This is a genomic window from Actinomycetospora straminea (assembly GCF_028737255.1).
Classification (GTDB): Bacteria; Actinomycetota; Actinomycetes; order Mycobacteriales; family Pseudonocardiaceae; genus Actinomycetospora; species Actinomycetospora straminea.
Genome location: NZ_JAQZAN010000004.1, coordinates 21959 through 39237 on the forward strand (window position 1 = coordinate 21959; position 17279 = coordinate 39237).

Below are 17279 nucleotides of genomic sequence, written 5' to 3' on the forward strand. Positions count from 1 at the left end.
TGATGGCGGAGGCCGGGGAGGACGCGCGGGGTGACTGGCTCGGTCCCGAGCGCCTGCTCGCCTTCAGCGACGGCGTGGTGGCGATCGCGCTGACGCTGCTCGTGCTGCCGCTGGCCGAGCTCGTCCCCGAGGCCGGCGAGCCCGGGACCTCGGGCCTGTCGATCCTCACCGACAACCTCGCGGCGATCGGCAGCTTCGTGCTGAGCTTCGCGGTCATCGCCCGCTTCTGGGCCGCCCACCACCGCGTCTTCGACCGGGCCCGGCAGGTCAGCCACACCCTCGTCGCCGTCAACACGGCGTGGCTGTTCACGATCGTCGTGCTGCCGTTCCCGACGGAGATGATCGGGTCGTTCCCGGAGGACCCGTTCACGCTGCGCTTCTACGTCGGGACCCTGTTCGCGAGCAGCGCGCTGCTGTCGGTGACCGCGGTGCTCGTGCGCCGGACGCTGCCGCGCGACGACGCCCAGGGGCTGCGCAACACCGCGGCGGGCGGCACGGCGGTGCTGCTGCTCCTCGTGCTCGTGGTGACGCTCGTGGCGCCGGGCCTGGGCTACTGGCCGCTGCTGCTGCTGTTCCTGACCTCGCCGCTCGAGCGCGTGCTCGGGCCCCTGGTCGAGCGCCGTCTCGCGCGTCCCCCGTCCGACTGATCACGCCCTTGTCCCCGGGCCCCGCAGCCACCAGGCTCGGTGGATCACGGCCGGTGGGGGAGGTCCATGAGCACGGCGACCGGGTCGCACGCCGGACGGCGCACGATCCTGGCGGCGATGACCGTCGCCAACGCGATGATCCTCGTGGACCAGACGGCGGTGCCCCTGGCGCTGCCCGACATCGCCCAGGACTTCGGCGTGAGCTCCACGCTCGTGCAGTGGGTGCTCACCGCGAGCCTGCTGCCGCTCGCGGGGCTGCTCGTGCTCGGCGGACGGCTCGGCGACCTGTTCGGGCGCCGCCGGGTGTTCCTGCTGGGCTCGGTGGTGTTCGCCGGCGCCTCGGCGGTCGGGGGCCTGGCGCCGGACTTCCCGGTGCTGCTCGCGGCGCGGGTGTGCCAGGGCGCGGGTGGCGCCCTGATGCTGCCGGCCACGGTGGCGATCCTCAGCGACGCCTTCGAGCCGCGGGAGCGCGGCCGGGCGCTCGGCACGATGGGTGGCGTCGCGGCGACCGCCGGCGCGCTCGGCCCGACCATCGGCGGCCTGCTCACCTCCGGCGTGAGCTGGCGCGCGGTGCTCCTCATCAACCTCCCGCTGCTGGTGGTGACGCTGTGGGCGACGCTGCGGGCGGTCCCGCCCGACGGCCCCCGCCGCACGGGGGTGCACGTCGACCTCGTCGGCGCGACGCTCCTGGGGCTCGTGCTCGTCGGGCTCGTGTTCGGCTTCGCGCAGACGACCACCGACGGCTGGACCGCGCCCGACGTCGTCGTGTCGCTGGTCGTGGCCGTCGTCGCCGCCGTGCTGTTCGTGTGGTGGGAGCGGCGCACCGCCGACCCGCTGCTCGACCTGCACCTGTTGCGCTCGAGCCGCGACTACCGCGGCGCGACGATCTCGCAGGGCCTCGCCGGCATGGCCGAGATGGGCCTCGGGCTGATCCTGCCCCTCGCGCTCGTGCTCAACCTGCAGATGGACCCGGCGCTCGCGGGGCTCGCGCTGCTGGCGACGACGGTGCCGATGGTGGTGATCGCGCCGCTGGTCGGCCGCTGGTACGACGCCGCGGGCGGGCGGCCGCCGCTCGTCGTGGGGTTCGGGCTGCTGGCCGTCTCCGGGGTCCTGCTCGCGCTCGGCATGCCGCAGAACGCGTTCTGGTGGCTGCTGCCGGGGCTGGTGGTGTACGGGATCGGGCTCGCCGTGGTGCTCACGGTCAACGACCCGGTCGGCCTCGACACGGTGCCCGAGCACGCGCACGGCCAGGCCTCGGGGGTGTCGGCCACCGCCGAGCAGGGCGGCGGCGCGATCGGGATCGCCCTGCTCTACGCCCTGCTGCACCTGACCTACCTGCAGGCGCTGGTCGACGGCGCCGCCGAGCGCGGCCTGCCGCCGCTCACCGCGGAGGCCGGCACCGCGCTGCGCGACGCGCTGGAGAACGCCGAGCAGACGGGGCTGCGGCCCTCGACGTTCGACCCGCGGGTCGTCGAGTACCTCGACGTCGCCGAGCGCGCCTCCGACCAGGGCTACGTCGTCGCGTTCCTCGCCGTCTCGGTGCTCGCGGTGATCGGCGTCGTCACCTCGGCCTGGCTCGTGCGCCGGCCCCCGGACCCCGACACCGAGGCCGCCGAGGCGGAGACGCCCGACGTGGCGTGGGGCGAGGACGGCACCCGCGACGGACCCGGGGGCACCGTCACGCCATCGTGACCTGCGGGCCCGTCGCGCTCCCTACGGTTGGGGCTCCCGCCCAGCGGCCGACAGGAGACGCCGTGCCCGTCACCCCTCCCACCCCCGAAGAGCTCGCCGCCCTGGCCGAGCGCGACCGACTCGGTCTCGATCCCGAAGGGCTCGCGGCCTTCGCCCCGCTCGTCGAGGGCTCGTTCGGCGCCTACGACCGCGTCGAGGAGCTGTGGGCCGCGCAGGCGCCGACCGCGCCGGACCGCGCCTGGTCGTGGCCCGCGGAGGGGGAGAACCGCTGGGGCGCCTGGTACGTGCGCTGCCGCGTCGAGGGCTCGCCCGACGGCCCGCTCGCCGGGCGCACCGTGGCCGTCAAGGACAACACCGCGGTCGCCGGGGTGCCGATGGCCAACGGCTCGCGGCTCGTCGACGGCTACGTCCCCAAGCGCGACGCCACGGTCGTGACGCGCCTGCTCGAGGCGGGCGCCACCGTCACCGGCAAGGCCGTCTGCGAGGACCTCTGCTTCTCCGGGGCCAGCCACACGTCGCACACCGGGCCCGTGCGCAACCCCTGGGACCCCACGCGCACCACCGGCGGCTCCTCCAGCGGCAGCGCGGCCCTGCTCGCGGCCGGCGAGGTCGACCTCGCCACCGGCGGCGACCAGGGCGGCTCGGTGCGCATGCCCGCGGCGATGAGCGGGATCGTCGGGCACAAGCCCACCCACGGCCTCGTGCCCTACACCGGCGCCTTCCCGATCGAGGCGACGATCGACCACCTCGGGCCCATGACCCGCACGGTCGGCGACGCCGCGCTCGCGCTGGGGATCATGGCCGGCCCCGACGGCCTCGACCCCCGCCAGCCCGACGCCCTCGCCCCCGTCGACTTCCTCGCCGAGATCGCGCGCGGCGCCGAGGGCCTGCGGGTCGGCGTCGTCACCGAGGGGTTCGGGCACGAGGGCCTCTCGGTGCCCGGCGTCGACGCGAGCGTGCGGGCCGCGCTCGACGTCCTCGCGGGCGCGGGCCTGGCCGTCGACGAGGTCTCGGTGCCGTGGCACAAGCACGCCTTCGACGTGTGGACGGTCGTCGCCACCGACGGGGTCGTCGCGCAGATGATCGAGGGCAACGGCTACGGCATGAACTGGGAGGGCCTCTACGACCCCGACCTCGTCGCGCACTACGGCGGGCGGCGCGCCGAGGGCGGGCACCTCTTCTCCGACACCGTGAAGATGGTGACTATGGCCGGGCGCCACGCGCTGACCCGCGAGCACGGCCGGCACTACGCCATGGCGCGCAACCTCGTCCCGACGGCCCGCGCGGCCTACGACGCGGCGCTCGCCGAGCACGACGTGCTGGTCATGCCCACGGTGCCGATCCTCCCGACGACGTTGGTCGCCGAGGGCGCGCCGGCGGCGGAGAGCGTGACCCGGGCCCTGGAGATGATCGTCAACACCGCGCCCACCGACGTCACGGGCCACCCCGCGACCTCGGTCCCGGCCTCGCCGGTCGACGGGCTCCCGGTCGGCATGATGATCATCGGCCGGCGCTTCGACGACGCCACCTGCCTGCGCGTCGCCCACGCCTTCGAGCAGGCGGTCGGGGGCTTCCCCTCGCCGCCCGGGATCGAGGCGCGGGCGACGGTGGCCGCGGGGTAGGGCGGCCCGCCGAGGGTTCGCGGGCCGGGCCTACTGCAGGTAGTCGTGCACCTGCTTCTCGGTCGCGTGGCCCGGGTCGCCGCCGAAGTCCCGGCCCGCGCGGCGGCGGCGCAGGGCGTCCCAGCACTGGTCGAGCTGCTCCTCGATCTGCGCCAGGCGCGCCCGGTCCTCGTCGTTGATCGCCTCCCCGTGCCCGCGCAGCCGGTGCTCCTCGTCGACCAGCGCGTGGATGGTGCCCAGGGTGTCCTCGTCGGCCATGGGACCGAGCCTAGCCCCGCACCAGCGCCACGAGATCGCGGACGCGGGCGTCGGGGAGGTAGGCGCGCCCGATGCCGATGCCGACGCGCGGGAGGTCGGCCTCGTCGCGGTAGAGCAGGAACATCGGCTCGTAGCGCGGCTGGAACTTCGCCTTGAACGTGTGCAGCGAGCGGAAGCCGTAGTAGGGCTCGAGGAGCTCGCCCATGCGGTCGAGGACGCGGTCGAGGACCTGCGCCTCGTCCTCGCCCTCGGCCCGTGCCAGCGGCGCGCCCGACAGCGACAGGAACCGCGCGCCCTCGGCCTGGAACGTGAGGCACGCCGAGGCGATGAGGTACTCGACGACCGCCCGGAACCCCTCCTGCCGGCGGCGCATGACGTCGAGGGTCCAGCCGACCACCTCGCCGTCGGGCCCGTACACCGGCAGCCACGAGGTGACGCCGTGGACGGTGCCCTCGGCGTCGACCGCGAGGCCGGTGCGCACCTCCGGGTCGAGGGCCTCCTCGACCCCGCCGAGCGTGAAGCCCATCTCGGGCAGGCCCTTGTCGCCGACCCACTCCTCGGAGATAGCGCGGACCTGTGCCACGACCGCCCGCGGCTCGTCGGCGAGGTGCACCATGCGGTGCTCGATCCCCGCCTTGCCGGCCCGGTTGAAGGCGCTGCGCACGTTCTGCCAGGGCTTGCCCTTGAACTCGAGGCCCTCGAGGTCGATCAGCGTGTCCTCGGCGACCTGCAGCGCCCGCCAGCCGTCGGCCCGCGCGACGTCGGCGAGGGCTTCGGTGCTCGAGAACAGGCACGGCACCCACCCCGAGCGCTCGGCCATGGCGCGGAAGTCCTCGAGCGCCGCGGACCGGTCGGCCGGGGCGACGATCGGGTCGCCGAGGGCCACCGCGACCCCGGCGTGCGCCCGGTACGCGGTGATCCCGTCGGCGTGCTGGAGGTAGCGGTTCTCGGGCCACGTCGCCATCCACGACAGCGTGGAGCCGCCGTGGCGGTGCAGCGCCTCGCGGGCGACCTCGGGGCCGCCGGCCGCGGCCCCCGAGCGTCGGCGCAGCCGCCGGCGCGACGGGACCGCGAAGGCGTGCCGGCCCGCGACCAGCCACACCACGAGCGCCGACCACAGCACCGCGTTGGGCACGAAGACCGCCAGGCCCACGAGCTCGACCTGGTCCATCTGGTTCGTGATCTGCGCGAACACCACGACGCCGACCACCAACAGGCCCAGCAGCAGGTAGAAGCCACCGAGCACCAGGCCAGCCACCCACGCCGGGCGACGCCCGCGGCGCAGGCCCTCGGCGAGCAGCAGGGCGATCGCCACCGACACCAGGGTCTCGACGACCGTCGAGTCCGAGGCGGTGTTCCCGAGCGGCCCGACGACGGGCACGACGAGGGTGAGCACCCGGATCACGGCGATGACGACGAGCCCCGCCGCGGCGACCAGGCGGAACTCGCGACGCCCCGGGCGCCCCGCGGGCGACGGCACCGCGGCCGGTCCGGCGATCCGGCGCCCCAGCGGCAGCGCGACGGCCAGCGCGATCGTGTGCGCGGCGTCGGCGAGGTGGCCGAGGAACAGCAGCCCGACGAGCGCGACCCCGACGAGCACCAGGCGCAGCCGCAGCCGCCACGGCGCGTTCAGGGTGGCCGAGGCGACCGCGAGCACGGCGAGCACGCCGGTCGAGACGCCCCCGGTCAGCGCGCCCGTGAGCGCCACGGCCCAGACCCAGCCAGTGGCGGCGAGCAGCGCGACCAGGCCGATCGCGGCGAGCAGCGCGGCGAGCTGGCCCGCGACGAGCACGAGCGCCGTGCGCCCGGAGCCCAGCCGCCCCTCCGCCCACCCGAGCCCCACCGCGGCGAGCACGAGCCCGAGCAGCGCCCCGACCGGGTGCGCCCCGACCAGCGCGGCCGACAGCGGCGTCCACATGTGGCCCTCGGCGAGCGCCGGGACGCCGGTGAGCACCGACGACGCCCAGGACCGGTCGGCCAGCGGGCTCCAGAACGCGCCGGTCGCGAGGCCGGTGACCAGCAGCAGGAGCACCGTCGCCGCGGTGACCGGGCGCCACCGGGCGACACCCTCGACGCGCGCCCGTGCCGCACCCAGCCGGTCCGGGGAGTCCTGGTCGTCGGCGGGGTCCGTGGGGTCCGTCGGCTCCCGCGGGACGGTGACCGTCATCGGCGATCTCCTGAGCTGTCACACAGTGCGACGTCCCGCTCGCACGGCACGGCTGAACGGGTGAGGTGTGCGACGAGTGTCCGTCGGCAGCCTGCCGATGACAATCCTCTGGGTGATCGAACGTCTCGACGTGGGCGCGCGCGACCGTCACGATCACCGGCGTGGAGACGAGCGAGACCGGGCGCCGGGACCGGCGCCTGCTGCTCCTGTCGGTGTGGGCGTCGGCGGTGTTCGCCGTGGTGTCCTCGGTGTGGGGGGTGCTCAGCGGCTCCTCGACGATCGTGCTCGACGGGCTCTCGTCGTTCGCCAGCATCGGCCTCTCGATGCTGGCGGTGGTCGCGCTGCGGACCTCGCAGCGCGGGGCCGACGAGCGCTACCCGTGGGGGCGGGAGTCGTGGGAGCCGGTCGTCGTGGTGGTCAAGGCCGTGGCGCTGGCCGCCCTGTGCGTGTACGCGGTGGTCGGCGGGATCACCGACCTCGTCGCCGGCGGCCGCCAGGTCGCGACGGGGTGGGCGCTGGCCTACGCGGTCGTCGCGACCGTGGCCGGGATCGTCATCACGGTCCTCATGCGCCGGGGCGCGCGGTCGGACCTCGTGCGGGCCGAGGCCGCCGAGTGGTTCGGCGACACGCTGCTCTCGATCGGCGTGCTCCTCGGGTTCGCCGTCGCGGCGGTGCTCGTGGCCGGCGGGCGCCCGGACCTCGCCGCCTACGTGGACCCGGCGATGGTGATCGTGGTGTCGCTGCTGTTCCTGCGCATCCCGGCGCGGCTGATCGGCGGGGGCATGCGGGAGATCCTGGCGATGGCGCCGCCGGCGGAGACCCAGGCGCAGCTCGACGGCGCGGTGGAGGCCGTGCGCGAGGAGTTCGGGCTGGCCGAGGCATTCCTGCGGGCGTCCAAGGTCGGGGCGCGCGTCGACGTGGAGGTGGACTTCGTGGTGGGGGAGAAGTCGTCGGTCCACACCGTGGCCGACGGGGACGTCGTCCGGCAGGCCCTGCACGACCGGCTCGCGGCACTCGGGCACGAGCGCTCGGTGGTCGTCGCGTTCACGGCCGACCGGCGGTGGGCGCTGTGAGCCGCGAGGTCGTCGTGCACCTGACCCGGCCCGAGGACCTGGTCACCGTCGACCCGGCGGGCCTGTACGACGACGCGGACGCCCGCAGCGTCCCGGGGGCCGTGGAGATCCTCGACGAGCTCCTGGCCCGCGGGCGCCCGGGACGCCACGACAGAGTCGTGCTGACCCTGCCGGCCGGGACCGCGGGCCCCGACCCGGCGGCGACGGCCGCGCACCTGCAGGCCGTCCTGCGGCGCTGGTGCGTGCGCCGCAACGAGCAGGGCGAGCGCGAGGGGGCGGTGCTCTGGCGCCAGGGCCTGAACTCGCTGCGCCCGGGGATCCCGCTCTTCCTCGTCGGCCTGCTGTTCTCCACCGGCTTCCTCGAGCCCGACGTCCCCGCGTTCTTCCAGGACGTCCTGGGCAACGGGGTCTTCCTCGTCATCGCGTGGGTCGGGCTCTGGTACCCGCTGGACCTGTTCTTCTTCGCGCGCCTGCCGCTGCGCCGCGAGCACCGGGTGCTGGACGCGCTCCTGGCGATGCCGGTCGAGGTGCGTGTCCGAGGGGCTGCTCCGAGCGAGTGACTCCGGCCGCCGCCCGGGTGAGGCGGGGTGCCCACGGTGTCGCTCTGGGTGGACCCTCACGCGCGAGTGTCGGACGGGGGCGTCATGGGTGTCAGGGGTACGGCCGCCCGGGAGGGGGAGTGGCTGGACCTCGTCGCCGACCTCGTGGCGCAGCCGTTGACGACGTGGCCGGTCGACCGCGTCCTCGCGGCGCTCGCGGGGTCGTTCGACGCCCCGGCCGGCGCGTACCACGACCAGAGGGCGTCGGGTCGCGACGAGCGCGAGGTGTGGCCGCCCGACTTCTACGACGGACGCTTCGCCGACGTCGCGTGCTGGAGCCGGGCGCGCGCCGCGACCGACCACCCGCTGCTGCGCTACTACCTCGCGACCGGGCGCGCCGAGGTCGTGCAGGTCGCCGAGGTGCCGGCGCGCTTCGCCGACCGGCGCGTGCACCAGCGCTGGCGCGCCGCGTGCGACGACCTGCTCGGCCGCGACGTCGTCTCCCAGGTGTGCCTGCCCGTGTGCCTGGACCGCAGCACCAACCGGGCGTTCCTCGTCGGGCGCGTCGACCCGTACTCGCCGCAGGAGATGGGCCTGCTGCGCCGGGTGCGGCGCGTGCTCGCGGGCCTCGACCGCCAGATCGCCGCGCACGCCCGGTGGTCGGCGCGGACCGGCGCCCTCGCCGTCCCCACCGCCGAGGAGGTCGGGCTGACGCCGCGGGAGAGCGTGGTCCTCGACATGCTCGCGACCGGCGCCACCGCCCGGGCGATCGCGCGGCGCCTGACGGTCGGCGAGCGGACCGTGCAGAAGCACCTGCAGCGGGTCTACGCGAAGCTCGGCGTCGCCGACCGTCTCGCCGCGGTGCAGCGCGCCCAGCTCCTGGGTCTGCTCCCGCCGCCGGAGCTGGTGCGGGCGTAGAGCCTCCCCGCAGGCGTACGCACTTCCCGCCCTGTCGCGCGCGTCACGCCGCCTCGCCAATGGGTGGTGCCCGACCGACCACCACACGCGAGGGAGGCCCCCCTCATGCTCGCCACCACCGACATCCGTGCCCGCCTCGAGGACTGCCGGTCGAAGACCGTGACCGCGATGCGCGACACCGAGGGCGACCCGGACGCCAGCGTCGTGACCGTCGCCGTGGTGCGCGAGTACCTCGCCAAGGCGGAGAAGGCCGGCCGGGTCCCCGACGACGAGGCCCGCGACGCGGTGATCGAGCTCGAGCAGGCGGCCGACAGCGCGAAGGCCGCGGCCGCCGCCGACCCCGGTCTCGGCGGGGCGGCGCGCGAGTCCGTCGAGGCCGCCCACCTCGCGATCTGCATCCTCAAGACCGAGGTGTGACGCCCGGGCCCTCCAGTGGTCAGCGGTCCAGCATCGCTTCCTCGTAGTCGAGCCCGCGGAGCATGTCGCGCAGGATGCTCTCGTCGATGCGGCCCATGTCGCGGAAGCGCACGAACGTCTCGCGCTCGGCGCTGAGCATGCCGCGGCGCAGGCGGTTGAACACGACCGAGGGCGCCTCGCCGATCTCCTCGTCGGGGCGCCCGAGGCGCTCCCACGGCTCGTTGGCGCGGTGCTGGGCCCAGGTGCGCAGCTGCTCGGTGACGTGCGTCGGGGTGCTGTCGTCGCTCATCTCGTCGAGGCGGTGCAGCGCGGCCTCGGCGGCGGCCTGCTTGACCTGGGCCTCGTCGAGGACGTCGCGCTGGGCGCCCTTGTCGCGCACGTGCAGGCGCCGGATGAGCGTCGGGAGCGTCAGGCCCTGCAGCAGCAGGGTGCCGACGGTGATGACGAACGCCGCGAACACGACGACGTTGTAGCCGGGCATCGCCGGGCCGGTGTCGCCGCCGTGGGGGATCGCGAACGCCGCGGCCAGCGTGACCACCCCCCGCATGCCCGCCCACGAGATGACGAAGGGCACCCGCCACGACACGGCGGGGCGTCGTCGTCGCACCGTCGGCAGCAGGCGCGGGAGGTAGATCGTCGGGTAGACCCAGGCGAAGCGGGCCAGGATCGTCACGCCGAGCAGGGCCAGCGAGACGAGCAGGATGCGCCCGGCGTCGTCGCCCAGGCCGTCGACGACGATGCGCAGCTGCAGCCCGATGAGCGCGAAGACCAGCGCCTCGAGCAGGGTGTCGAGCGCCTTCCACACGGCCTGGTCCTGCAGGCGGGTGGCGTAGCCGGCCTCGGGGGCCTTGTGCCCGAGGTAGAGGCCCGCGACGACGACGGCGAGCACGCCGGAGGTGTGCAGCTCCTCGGCCAGCAGGTAGATCGCGAACGGCACGAGCAGGCCGACCGAGCTCTCGAGCACGCCGTCGTGGAGCGCCATCCGCAGGCGGTGCAGCAGCCAGCCCGCCGCCGCGCCGATGGCGACGCCGCCGACCGCGGCCAGCGCGAACTCCTCGAGCCCGGCGAGGATCGTCGCCCCGGTGCCGACCGTCGTCGTCGCCAGCGCCACGGCGAGCAGCACCCGGAAGAGGGTCAGGGCCGTGGCGTCGTTGAGCAGGCTCTCGCCCTCGAGGATCGTCATGATCCGCCGCTGCAGGCCGAGCCGGCGCCCGATCGACGCCGCGGCCACGGCGTCCGGCGGCGCGACGACCGCGCCGAGCACCAGGGCGCTCGCGAACGGCAGCCCGGGCACCAGCAGCCACGCGGCGACGCCGACCACGGCGGTCGTGAACACGACGAGCCCGACGGCGAGCTGGCTGATGCGCCGCAGGTTCTCCCGCAGCCGCAGCGTCGAGCTCTCCAGCGCCGCGGAGTAGAGCAGCGGCGGGAGCACGAGGAACAGGACGAGGTCGGGGTCCAGGGGCACCGACGGCACCCCGGGCACGAACGACACCCCGAGCCCGACGACGACGAGCAGCAGCGGCGCGGACACCGAGAAGCGGCGGGCGACCGCCGTGACGCCCAGCGCGACGACGAAGACGAGGAGCAGGGCCCGCGGGTCGGTCTCGGTCACGGGGCCGAGGGATCCGTCGGCGAGGGTTCGGCGGCGGAGGCGGGGTCGGGCACGGGCCAGGGGGTCGTCGCCTGCAGAACGGCCTCGACGAGCGCGCCGGTGCGCAGGTGCGTGCCCTGCTGGTAGCCGGGGTCCGCGATCATGTCGCTGAACGCCTGCCGGCTCGGGTAGCGCACGATCAGCACCGCGTCCCAGGCCTGACCGTCCTCGGCCACGAGCGCGGTGCCGCCGTCGCCGAGGTAGAGGACCTCGGCGCCCAGGGGCTCGGCGTGGGCGCGGAAGTGGGCGAGGTAGGCCTCGTACGACGCCCGCCCGTCCTCGACGAAGCGCAGCAGGTTGAGCATCACCACCGGGCCACCGGGGTCCTCGGCCAGGAAGGCCTTGAGGTCACGCCCGCGCGGGTCGATCGCCATCACGCACCTCAGCTTCTCGTGGGCTTCTCGTGGGCTTCTCGTGGACGCTGACGGCGTAGCCGCCGCCGTCGTACGGTTCCTCGCCGTCCCAGTCGGCCGTGCGCGTGACGAGCCGCAGGCCCGCGGCGGCGCAGGCGTCGTCGTAGGCGGCGAGGGTCGGGAACGGGACGCCGTCGGGCAGCGTGAAGGGCACGTGCTCGGCGTCGAGCCCGAACCCGGCGACCAGGAGGCCGCCCGGTCGCAGGTGCCGGGCGAGGACCTCGATCACCGCGGCGTGCGTACCCGGCGTGAGCAGCGGCCACAGGTTGCCCGCCGCGACCACGGCGTCGACGGGGTGGTCGAGGCGCAGCTCGGTGAGGTCGACGAGGCGCCAGTCGATCTCGGGGGCCGCGGCCCGGGCCTGGTCGAGCATCGAGGCGTCCAGGTCGGCGCCGATCACCCGGTGCCCGAGCCGCGCCAGCGCGATCCCCACCCGCCCGGTGCCGCAGCCCGCGTCGAGCACGTCGCCCGACCGTCCGCCGAGCAGTGCGTGCACGCGGCGCGCCTCGCCGTCGAGGTCCTCGCCCTGCGCCGCGAGGTCGGCGAAGCGGGCGGCGTAGCCCGGCCCGGCCGTGCCGCCGGTGACCGCGAGCCAGGGATTGTCGGGCACCGGCACACTCTAGGACCGCGTGTGGCGACCGTGTGGTGTGCTCTGCCCGGGGGTACCGGAGGCGTGCGGCACGTCGCGCATCGCATGCACATCCGTGCATGTATGGTCGGCCCCGTGGGTCATGGACACGGTCACGGCGCTGCCGCCGACGATCGCCGGCGCCTCGCCCTCGCGCTCGCCGTCACCGCGCTGGTGGCGGTGGTGGGCGCGGTCGGCGCGGTGGTCACCGGCTCGCTCGCGCTGCTCGCCGACCTCGGTCACGTCGGCACCGACGTCGTCGCGCTCGCCACCGCGCTGATCGCCTCCGGCCTCGCCGCGCGGCCACCGTCGCGGCGGCGGACCTTCGGGCTCGGGCGCGCCGAGGTGCTCGGCGCCGCGCTCAACGCGGTCCTGCTGCTCGGGGTCACGGTGTGGGTCGCCGTCGAGGCCGTCGAGCGGATCGCCTCGCCGACCGACGTGCCCGGCGCCGGCCTGCTCGTCTACGGCCTCGTGGGCCTCGTCGGCAACCTCGTCTCGCTGGCGGTGCTGCAGCGCGGCGGCGGCGGCATGAACGTGCGCGGGGCCGCGCTGCACGTGCTCGGCGACGCCCTGGGCTCGGTCGCGGTGCTCGTCGCCGCGGTCGTCACGCTGTCCACGGGCTGGGCCTACGCCGACACCGTCGCCTCGCTCGTCATCGTCGCGATCCTCCTGCCGCGCACCGTCGGGCTGCTCCGCGAGACCGGGCACGTCCTGCTCGAGGGCACCCCGGCGGGCATCGACGTCGACGACGTCCACGCCACGCTGCTCGAGGTCGAGGGCGTCGCCGAGGTCCACGACCTGCACGTCTGGTCGATCAACGACCGCAGCCCGGCCGTGTCCGCGCACCTCGTGATCTCCGACGAGGGCTGCGCCACCGCCGACTGCGGCGAGCACGGCGTGCTCGACCGCGCGTCGACCCTGCTGCGCGACCGCTTCGGCCTGCACCACAGCACGCTCCAGATCGAGGCCCTCGAGCACGCCGACCACGAGCAGGCCTGCACGCCGCTGCCCGCCGCCGAGGGCGTCAGACGGCCGTGACGAAGGCCCGGCGGTGCTCCGACGGCGTGCGGCCGTAGACCTCGAGGAACGCCGTGCGCATCGTCTCGGTGGACCGGAAGCCGCAGCGGGCCGCCACGCGCGCGAGCGGGACGTCGGTGGTGGCCGCGAGCTGGGCGGCGGCCTCGGTGCGGGCGCGGCGCACGTGCTCGGCCGGTGTCCGTCCGAGGTGGGTGCGGAACAGGCGCGTGAGGTGGCGCTCGCTGACCCCGGCGCGGGCGGCGAGCGCGGCGGCGCCGAGGTCGCCGTCGAGGTGCCCGGCGACGTGGTCGACCACCCCGCGCACCACGTCGTCGGCGGGGGCCGGGGCGGCGACGTGCACGCTCATCTGGGCCTGGGTACCGGGACGCTGCAGGTAGGTGACGAGCGCCCGGGCGACCTGGCGGGCGAGCGCCGGCCCGTGGTCCTCGTGCACGAAGGACAGGGCGAGGTCGAGGGCGCTGGTGACGCCGGCCGAGGTGGCGATCCGCCCGTCGCGCACGAAGATCGGGTCGGGGTCGACGTGCACCGCGGGGTGCGCGCGGGCGAGCTCGCCGGCGAACCACCAGTGCGTCGTCACCCGGCGCCCGTCGAGCAGGCCGGCGGCGGCGAGGATGCTGGCCCCGGTGCACACCGACGCGACCCGCCGGGCGTCGCGCGCCAGGCGGCGGACGTGGGCGAGCAGCACCGGGTCGGCCGCGGCCCGGGGGCTGCCCAGGCCGCCGACCACGACGAGCGTGTCCACCGCGCCGGTGTACTGCTCGAGCGCCCCGTGGACGTCGAGGCGCAGGCCGGGGCGGCAGGTGATCGCGTGCCCGCCGGGGCTCAGCATCGTGACCGCGTAGCCCGGATCGGCACCGAGGTCGTTCGCCGTCGAGACGGTGGAGCTGACGCAGGCGACGTCGAGCAGCTCGGCGTCCTCGTAGCCCAGGATGACCGTCGCGCCCACGCCCGGAGCGTAGCGCGCAGCGTGTCCCGCCGGACCCCTTCCGCAGGATTCCGGACACGCGTCCTGCGATACCCCCTGGGGGTACCGAGCGCGCGCCATGCTCCCCGGCATGACGACCCACGGCACGACCCACCCCGCCCACGCGTCCGACGGCTCGCTCCTCCGGGCGCTCGCCCGGCGCTGGCCGATCGCGGTCGGTCTGCTCGCGGCCGCCGCGAGCGTCCTCACCGGCCCGAACAGCGCCGCCGATCCCGCGCTCATCGTCGTGATCGCCGCGTCCTGCTACGTCGCCGCCGCGGCGTTCGCCCGCCCCTGGACGGCCTGGGCCTGGGTGGGCGTCGCGACCGTGCTGGTGGTGGCGGCCCGGCTGCTCGACGTCTCGCCGGTGCTGGTGAACGTGGTGACGGGCACCGCGCTGGTGGTGCTCGGGGTCGTGCGCGGCGTCGCCCGCCACGCCCTCCGGCGGCAGACGGCGGGGTTCGTGGGCTACGGGCTGGTGGCACTCGTGGCGCTGGCGCTCCCGGCGGGCCCCGGGCTCGTGCTCGCCGCGCTGACGCTGATGGCGCACGGGGTGTGGGACCTCTGGCACCTCCGCCGGCACCGCGACCAGGTCCCGCCCGCGCTCGCCGAGGCCTGCATCGCGCTCGACGTGCCCGCCGGCCTCGCGATGCTCGTCCTCGCCGTCCTGGTGTGAGTGGTTCCATGGGCGCCGTGACCGTCACGCACACCGTGGTGGAGAGCCCCCTCGGCCCGCTGACCCTGCGCGCGGACGACGGCGTGCTCTCCGGGCTGTACATGACCGAGCACCGCCACGGCCCCGCCGCCGACACCCTCGGCGAGCGTGACGACGACGGCCTGCCGGCCGCCCGCGAGCAGCTCGCCGCGTACTTCGCCGGCGAGCTCACCGCCTTCGACCTGGACCTGCGCCTCCACGGCACCCGGTTCCGGGAACGCGTGTGGGCGGCGCTGCGGGAGATCCCGTACGGCGCGACCGTGACCTACGGCGAGCTCGCCGCGACGATCGGGCAGCCGACCGCGGTCCGCGCCGTGGGGCTCGCCAACGGCCGCAACCCGGTCAGCATCGTCGTGCCCTGCCACCGCGTCGTCGGCGCGGGCGGCTCGCTGACCGGCTACGGCGGCGGCGTGGAGCGCAAGCGGGCGCTGCTCGACCTCGAGGCCGGGGTGCCGGTCGACGTCCCCCGGGCCTGAGCGCCCGTCAGCGGCCGTCGCCGGTGCCGGCCTGCGCGGCGCGCTGGGCGGCGGCCTCGCCGTCCGGGTCGAACCAGGGATGGCCGGCCGGGGCGCCGTAGCCGGCACCCGGCGGGGTCGGGGTCGGCGATCCGGTGTTCGGCCCGTCAGCGCCTGACGACGTCGGGGCGCCGGGCTCGTCCAGCGCCTCCGCCTCGACCTCGCCGGGCTCGTCGACCTCGCCGGGCTCGGCGTCGTCGGCGTCGGCGGCGTCGGCGTCGTCGATGCCGTCGGCGTCCGCGGCGGGCTCCTCGTCGACGTCCTCGCCGACCGGCGTCTCGGCGTCGGCCGCCGCGGAGGCGTCGATGATCGACGCGTCGGCCGGGACCGCCGCGCTCCGATCGGCGCTCGTCGCTGCGGACGCGACGCCGGCGGTGATCACACCGGTCGTACCGGCGAGGTCGTCCTCGTCATCCGCGTTCTCCACGTCGTCCGCGGGCTCCGCGGCGGCGTCCCCGGTCGCCGATGCTCCGGGAGCCGAAGCGCCGGCCGTGGTCGCGTCCGCCGCTGCGGGCAGGTCGTCCTCGTCCTCCGCGAGCTCCGCGCCGGTGTCGCCCGTCGTGGCGGCTGCGGAGGTCGACGCACCCGGACCGGCCGTGGCCCCGACGCCCGCGAGGTAGCCCGGGTACTCGGTGGTCACGGGTTCGTCGTCCACTCCGTCGCCGCCCGCCACCGGGTCCGCGCCGTCCTGCCGGTCACCGGGGTGGCGCTCGTCATCGGGGTCGCGGACCGCGTCGGCGGGGCCCGCCTCCACGGCGCCCTCGGGCTCGGTGAGATCGGCCTCGGGGAGGTCGGCGTCGGCGTCGGCCTCGGCCTCGGCCTCGGCCTCGGTGAGGTCGGCGTCGTCGGGACCGCCGGGCGCGTCCTCGACCGTGTCGTCCGGCTCCTCGCCCCGCGGGCCCGTGGTCGGGGCGGGTGCGGCGAAGGGCGGCGGGCCGGCCGGGCCGCGACCGGGCCGCGGACCGACGGGTCCCGGCCGCGAGATCGTCGGCAGGGGCGAGCTCCCGGGGCCGCCCGCGGGGGAGCCGGGGCCGCCGGGGCCGCCGGGGCCGCCGGGGCCGTCGGGCCGACCGGGGGCGGAGGTGGGCAGGGGACCGGTCGGCGGGGCGAGGTCGGGGGCGTTCGGGGTGGCGGTCGCGGCGGCACCGAGGCCCGCACCGGCGCCCGCGGCCCCCGCGGCGGCGCCGACCGGCAGCAGCACGGTGCCGGCGTCGGCGACGACCTGGTCGCCGCGGGCGTCGAGCAGGGCGTGACGGCCGGTCGGCGTTCGGTCCTCGGGGACCCCGGCCCCGGCCGCGGCGGGCAGGCGGCGGAACAGCGCGATGAGCAGCAGCGTCCAGCTCACGACCTGGAGCAGGATCAGCGCGAGCCCGAGGGCGCTCGCGAGCGGCAGGAGGGCCTGGTCGGACAGCCCGAAGACGTGCAGCGAGGTCTCGGCCACGAGGAACGTCGAGATCAGCGTGACGACGAGCTGCACCGCGAGCCCGGCGATGGCCGGTGTGGCCACCGCGGGGTTCGTCCGGCGGCGGAGCACGGCCACCACGAGCCCCACGAGGACGGGGATCCCCACGGGGAGCAAGGCGGCGGCGATGCGGGCGCCCGAGTCGAGCATGGCGACGAACCTAACGGAACGGGACCGATCGGTTGAGGAGCGACCTCCCTGGTCCAGCCTCTGTGTGGCGCAGCGTGATCGGCCGTGCGCGGGGCGTGGTCACGGGAGGACCCGGGGGTCGGTGAGGTCGGCGTCGCCGAGACCGAGCTGGTGGGCGATCGCGCGGGCCTCCTCGACCGTGATCGATTCGCCGGAACCGGTGCCCAGCCACATCAGCGTCTCGGGCGCGGTGCTCGCGTGCCAGCGGCCGTCGACCCCGAGCCGGGCGCCCCGGCGCGCGCCGCCGCCGCGCAGGTCGTAGCGCAGCAGGACCGGGCCGAGGGTGCCCGCCCGGTCCACCCAGAACGTGAAACGCGCCGGACGGGGCGCGCGGCCGCGCGTGCTCGCGGCGGTCATGTCCGCCAGCA

General features: G+C 76.0%; 18 protein-coding genes and 1 pseudogene. 11 read left to right on the plus strand and 8 right to left on the minus strand.

The features are described 5' to 3' along the window. Positions 1–2: 2 nt before the first annotated feature. The 3 genes from PH190_RS07480 to PH190_RS07490 all read left to right on the plus strand — a co-directional run bounded on the left by PH190_RS07480 (position 3) and on the right by PH190_RS07490 (position 3961). The gene (locus tag PH190_RS07480; protein WP_274230871.1) at positions 3–647 is read left to right on the plus strand and encodes a TMEM175 family protein; all 645 of its coding nucleotides are present in this window, start codon (positions 3–5) and stop codon (positions 645–647) included. Between the two features lie 66 nt (positions 648–713). Beyond that, on the plus strand, positions 714–2339 hold the full coding sequence (locus PH190_RS07485) for an MFS transporter (RefSeq protein ID WP_274230872.1): 1626 nt from the start codon (positions 714–716) through the stop codon (positions 2337–2339). Between the two features lie 62 nt (positions 2340–2401). Then, a complete protein-coding gene (locus PH190_RS07490; RefSeq protein WP_274230873.1) occupies positions 2402–3961 on the plus strand; it encodes an amidase in 1560 nt (519 codons plus the stop codon). Between the two features lie 30 nt (positions 3962–3991). Here PH190_RS07490 and PH190_RS07495 read toward each other — a convergent pair whose 3' ends face one another. After that, positions 3992–4219 carry a DUF2630 family protein gene (locus tag PH190_RS07495; RefSeq protein ID WP_274230874.1) on the minus strand — a complete coding sequence of 76 codons (228 nt, stop codon included), beginning with the start codon at positions 4217–4219 and terminating at the stop codon, positions 3992–3994. Between PH190_RS07495 and PH190_RS30740 the strand changes: the two genes are divergently transcribed. Next, positions 4109–4375, plus strand: a complete 267-nt coding sequence (locus PH190_RS30740; RefSeq protein ID WP_420791608.1) for a hypothetical protein — start codon at positions 4109–4111, stop codon at positions 4373–4375. The genes PH190_RS07495 and PH190_RS30740 overlap by 111 nt on opposite strands. Here PH190_RS30740 and PH190_RS07500 read toward each other — a convergent pair. Then, positions 4341–6386: pseudogene (locus tag PH190_RS07500) on the minus strand (bifunctional lysylphosphatidylglycerol flippase/synthetase MprF); the annotation flags it as partial. The gene PH190_RS30740 and the pseudogene PH190_RS07500 sit on opposite strands and share 35 nt — an antisense overlap. A 161-nt stretch (positions 6387–6547) precedes the next feature. Between PH190_RS07500 and PH190_RS07505 the strand changes: the two are divergent. The 4 genes from PH190_RS07505 (at position 6548) to PH190_RS07520 (ending at position 9333) form a co-directional block, all read left to right on the plus strand. Then, on the plus strand, positions 6548–7459 hold the full coding sequence (locus PH190_RS07505; RefSeq protein WP_274230876.1) for a cation diffusion facilitator family transporter: 912 nt from the start codon (positions 6548–6550) through the stop codon (positions 7457–7459). Then, positions 7456–8019: an adenine nucleotide alpha hydrolase family protein gene (locus tag PH190_RS07510; protein ID WP_274230877.1), complete on the plus strand. Its 564-nt coding sequence runs from the start codon at positions 7456–7458 to the stop codon at positions 8017–8019. The genes PH190_RS07505 and PH190_RS07510 overlap by 4 nt, the downstream gene beginning before the upstream one ends. A gap of 84 nt (positions 8020–8103) precedes the next feature. Beyond that, complete coding sequence (locus PH190_RS07515) at positions 8104–8916, plus strand: LuxR family transcriptional regulator (protein ID WP_274230878.1); 813 nt, start codon at positions 8104–8106, stop codon at positions 8914–8916. A gap of 105 nt (positions 8917–9021) precedes the next feature. Beyond that, on the plus strand, positions 9022–9333 hold the full coding sequence (locus tag PH190_RS07520) for a hypothetical protein (RefSeq protein WP_274230879.1): 312 nt from the start codon (positions 9022–9024) through the stop codon (positions 9331–9333). Between the two features lie 19 nt (positions 9334–9352). On the opposite strand, the gene PH190_RS07525 is transcribed toward PH190_RS07520, so the two are convergent. The 3 genes from PH190_RS07525 to PH190_RS07535 are packed head-to-tail and all read right to left on the minus strand — an operon-like array spanning position 9353 to position 12010. Next, positions 9353–10948 carry a Na+/H+ antiporter gene (locus tag PH190_RS07525; RefSeq protein WP_274230880.1) on the minus strand — a complete coding sequence of 532 codons (1596 nt, stop codon included), beginning with the start codon at positions 10946–10948 and terminating at the stop codon, positions 9353–9355. Continuing rightward, positions 10945–11361 carry a DUF1330 domain-containing protein gene (locus tag PH190_RS07530; RefSeq protein ID WP_274230881.1) on the minus strand — a complete coding sequence of 139 codons (417 nt, stop codon included), beginning with the start codon at positions 11359–11361 and terminating at the stop codon, positions 10945–10947. The genes PH190_RS07525 and PH190_RS07530 overlap by 4 nt, the downstream gene beginning before the upstream one ends. Beyond that, positions 11336–12010, minus strand: coding sequence for a class I SAM-dependent DNA methyltransferase (locus PH190_RS07535; protein ID WP_274230882.1), 675 nt, complete (start codon positions 12008–12010; stop codon positions 11336–11338). The genes PH190_RS07530 and PH190_RS07535 overlap by 26 nt, the downstream gene beginning before the upstream one ends. Positions 12011–12124: 114 nt before the next feature. Here PH190_RS07535 and PH190_RS07540 point away from each other — a divergent pair, with 114 nt between their 5' ends. Then, positions 12125–13066, plus strand: coding sequence for a cation diffusion facilitator family transporter (locus tag PH190_RS07540; RefSeq protein ID WP_274230883.1), 942 nt, complete (start codon positions 12125–12127; stop codon positions 13064–13066). Here PH190_RS07540 and PH190_RS07545 read toward each other — a convergent pair. Further along, positions 13053–14012, minus strand: a complete 960-nt coding sequence (locus tag PH190_RS07545; RefSeq protein ID WP_274230884.1) for a GlxA family transcriptional regulator — start codon at positions 14010–14012, stop codon at positions 13053–13055. The two genes, PH190_RS07540 and PH190_RS07545, sit on opposite strands and share 14 nt — an antisense overlap. A 109-nt stretch (positions 14013–14121) precedes the next feature. Here PH190_RS07545 and PH190_RS07550 point away from each other — a divergent pair, with 109 nt between their 5' ends. Together PH190_RS07550 and PH190_RS07555 are read left to right on the plus strand one after the other, a co-directional pair. After that, on the plus strand, positions 14122–14706 hold the full coding sequence (locus PH190_RS07550) for a hypothetical protein (protein WP_274230885.1): 585 nt from the start codon (positions 14122–14124) through the stop codon (positions 14704–14706). A 17-nt stretch (positions 14707–14723) separates the two neighbouring features. Beyond that, positions 14724–15221, plus strand: coding sequence for a methylated-DNA--[protein]-cysteine S-methyltransferase (locus tag PH190_RS07555; protein ID WP_274230886.1), 498 nt, complete (start codon positions 14724–14726; stop codon positions 15219–15221). A gap of 7 nt (positions 15222–15228) precedes the next feature. On the opposite strand, the gene PH190_RS07560 is transcribed toward PH190_RS07555, so the two are convergent. Both PH190_RS07560 and PH190_RS07565 read right to left on the minus strand, forming a co-directional pair. Continuing rightward, the gene (locus PH190_RS07560; protein ID WP_274230887.1) at positions 15229–16872 is read right to left on the minus strand and encodes a hypothetical protein; all 1644 of its coding nucleotides are present in this window, start codon (positions 16870–16872) and stop codon (positions 15229–15231) included. Positions 16873–16971: 99 nt separating this feature from the next. Then, positions 16972–17268 (minus strand): hypothetical protein, encoded by a 297-nt coding sequence (locus tag PH190_RS07565; RefSeq protein ID WP_274230888.1) that lies wholly within the window; start codon positions 17266–17268, stop codon positions 16972–16974. Between the last annotated feature and the right edge of the window lie 11 nt (positions 17269–17279).

Coding starts and splice junctions, on each gene's coding strand:
- PH190_RS07480 (WP_274230871.1), top strand. CDS start 3: ATGGCGGAGGCCGGGGAGGACGCGCGGGGTGACTGGCTCGGTCCCGAG.
- PH190_RS07485 (WP_274230872.1), top strand. CDS start 714: ATGAGCACGGCGACCGGGTCGCACGCCGGACGGCGCACGATCCTGGCG.
- PH190_RS07495 (WP_274230874.1), bottom strand. CDS start 4,219: ATGGCCGACGAGGACACCCTGGGCACCATCCACGCGCTGGTCGACGAG.
- PH190_RS07515 (WP_274230878.1), top strand. CDS start 8,104: ATGGGTGTCAGGGGTACGGCCGCCCGGGAGGGGGAGTGGCTGGACCTC.
- PH190_RS07520 (WP_274230879.1), top strand. CDS start 9,022: ATGCTCGCCACCACCGACATCCGTGCCCGCCTCGAGGACTGCCGGTCG.
- PH190_RS07530 (WP_274230881.1), bottom strand. CDS start 11,361: ATGGCGATCGACCCGCGCGGGCGTGACCTCAAGGCCTTCCTGGCCGAG.
- PH190_RS07550 (WP_274230885.1), top strand. CDS start 14,122: ATGACGACCCACGGCACGACCCACCCCGCCCACGCGTCCGACGGCTCG.
- PH190_RS07560 (WP_274230887.1), bottom strand. CDS start 16,872: ATGCTCGACTCGGGCGCCCGCATCGCCGCCGCCTTGCTCCCCGTGGGG.
- PH190_RS07565 (WP_274230888.1), bottom strand. CDS start 17,268: ATGACCGCCGCGAGCACGCGCGGCCGCGCGCCCCGTCCGGCGCGTTTC.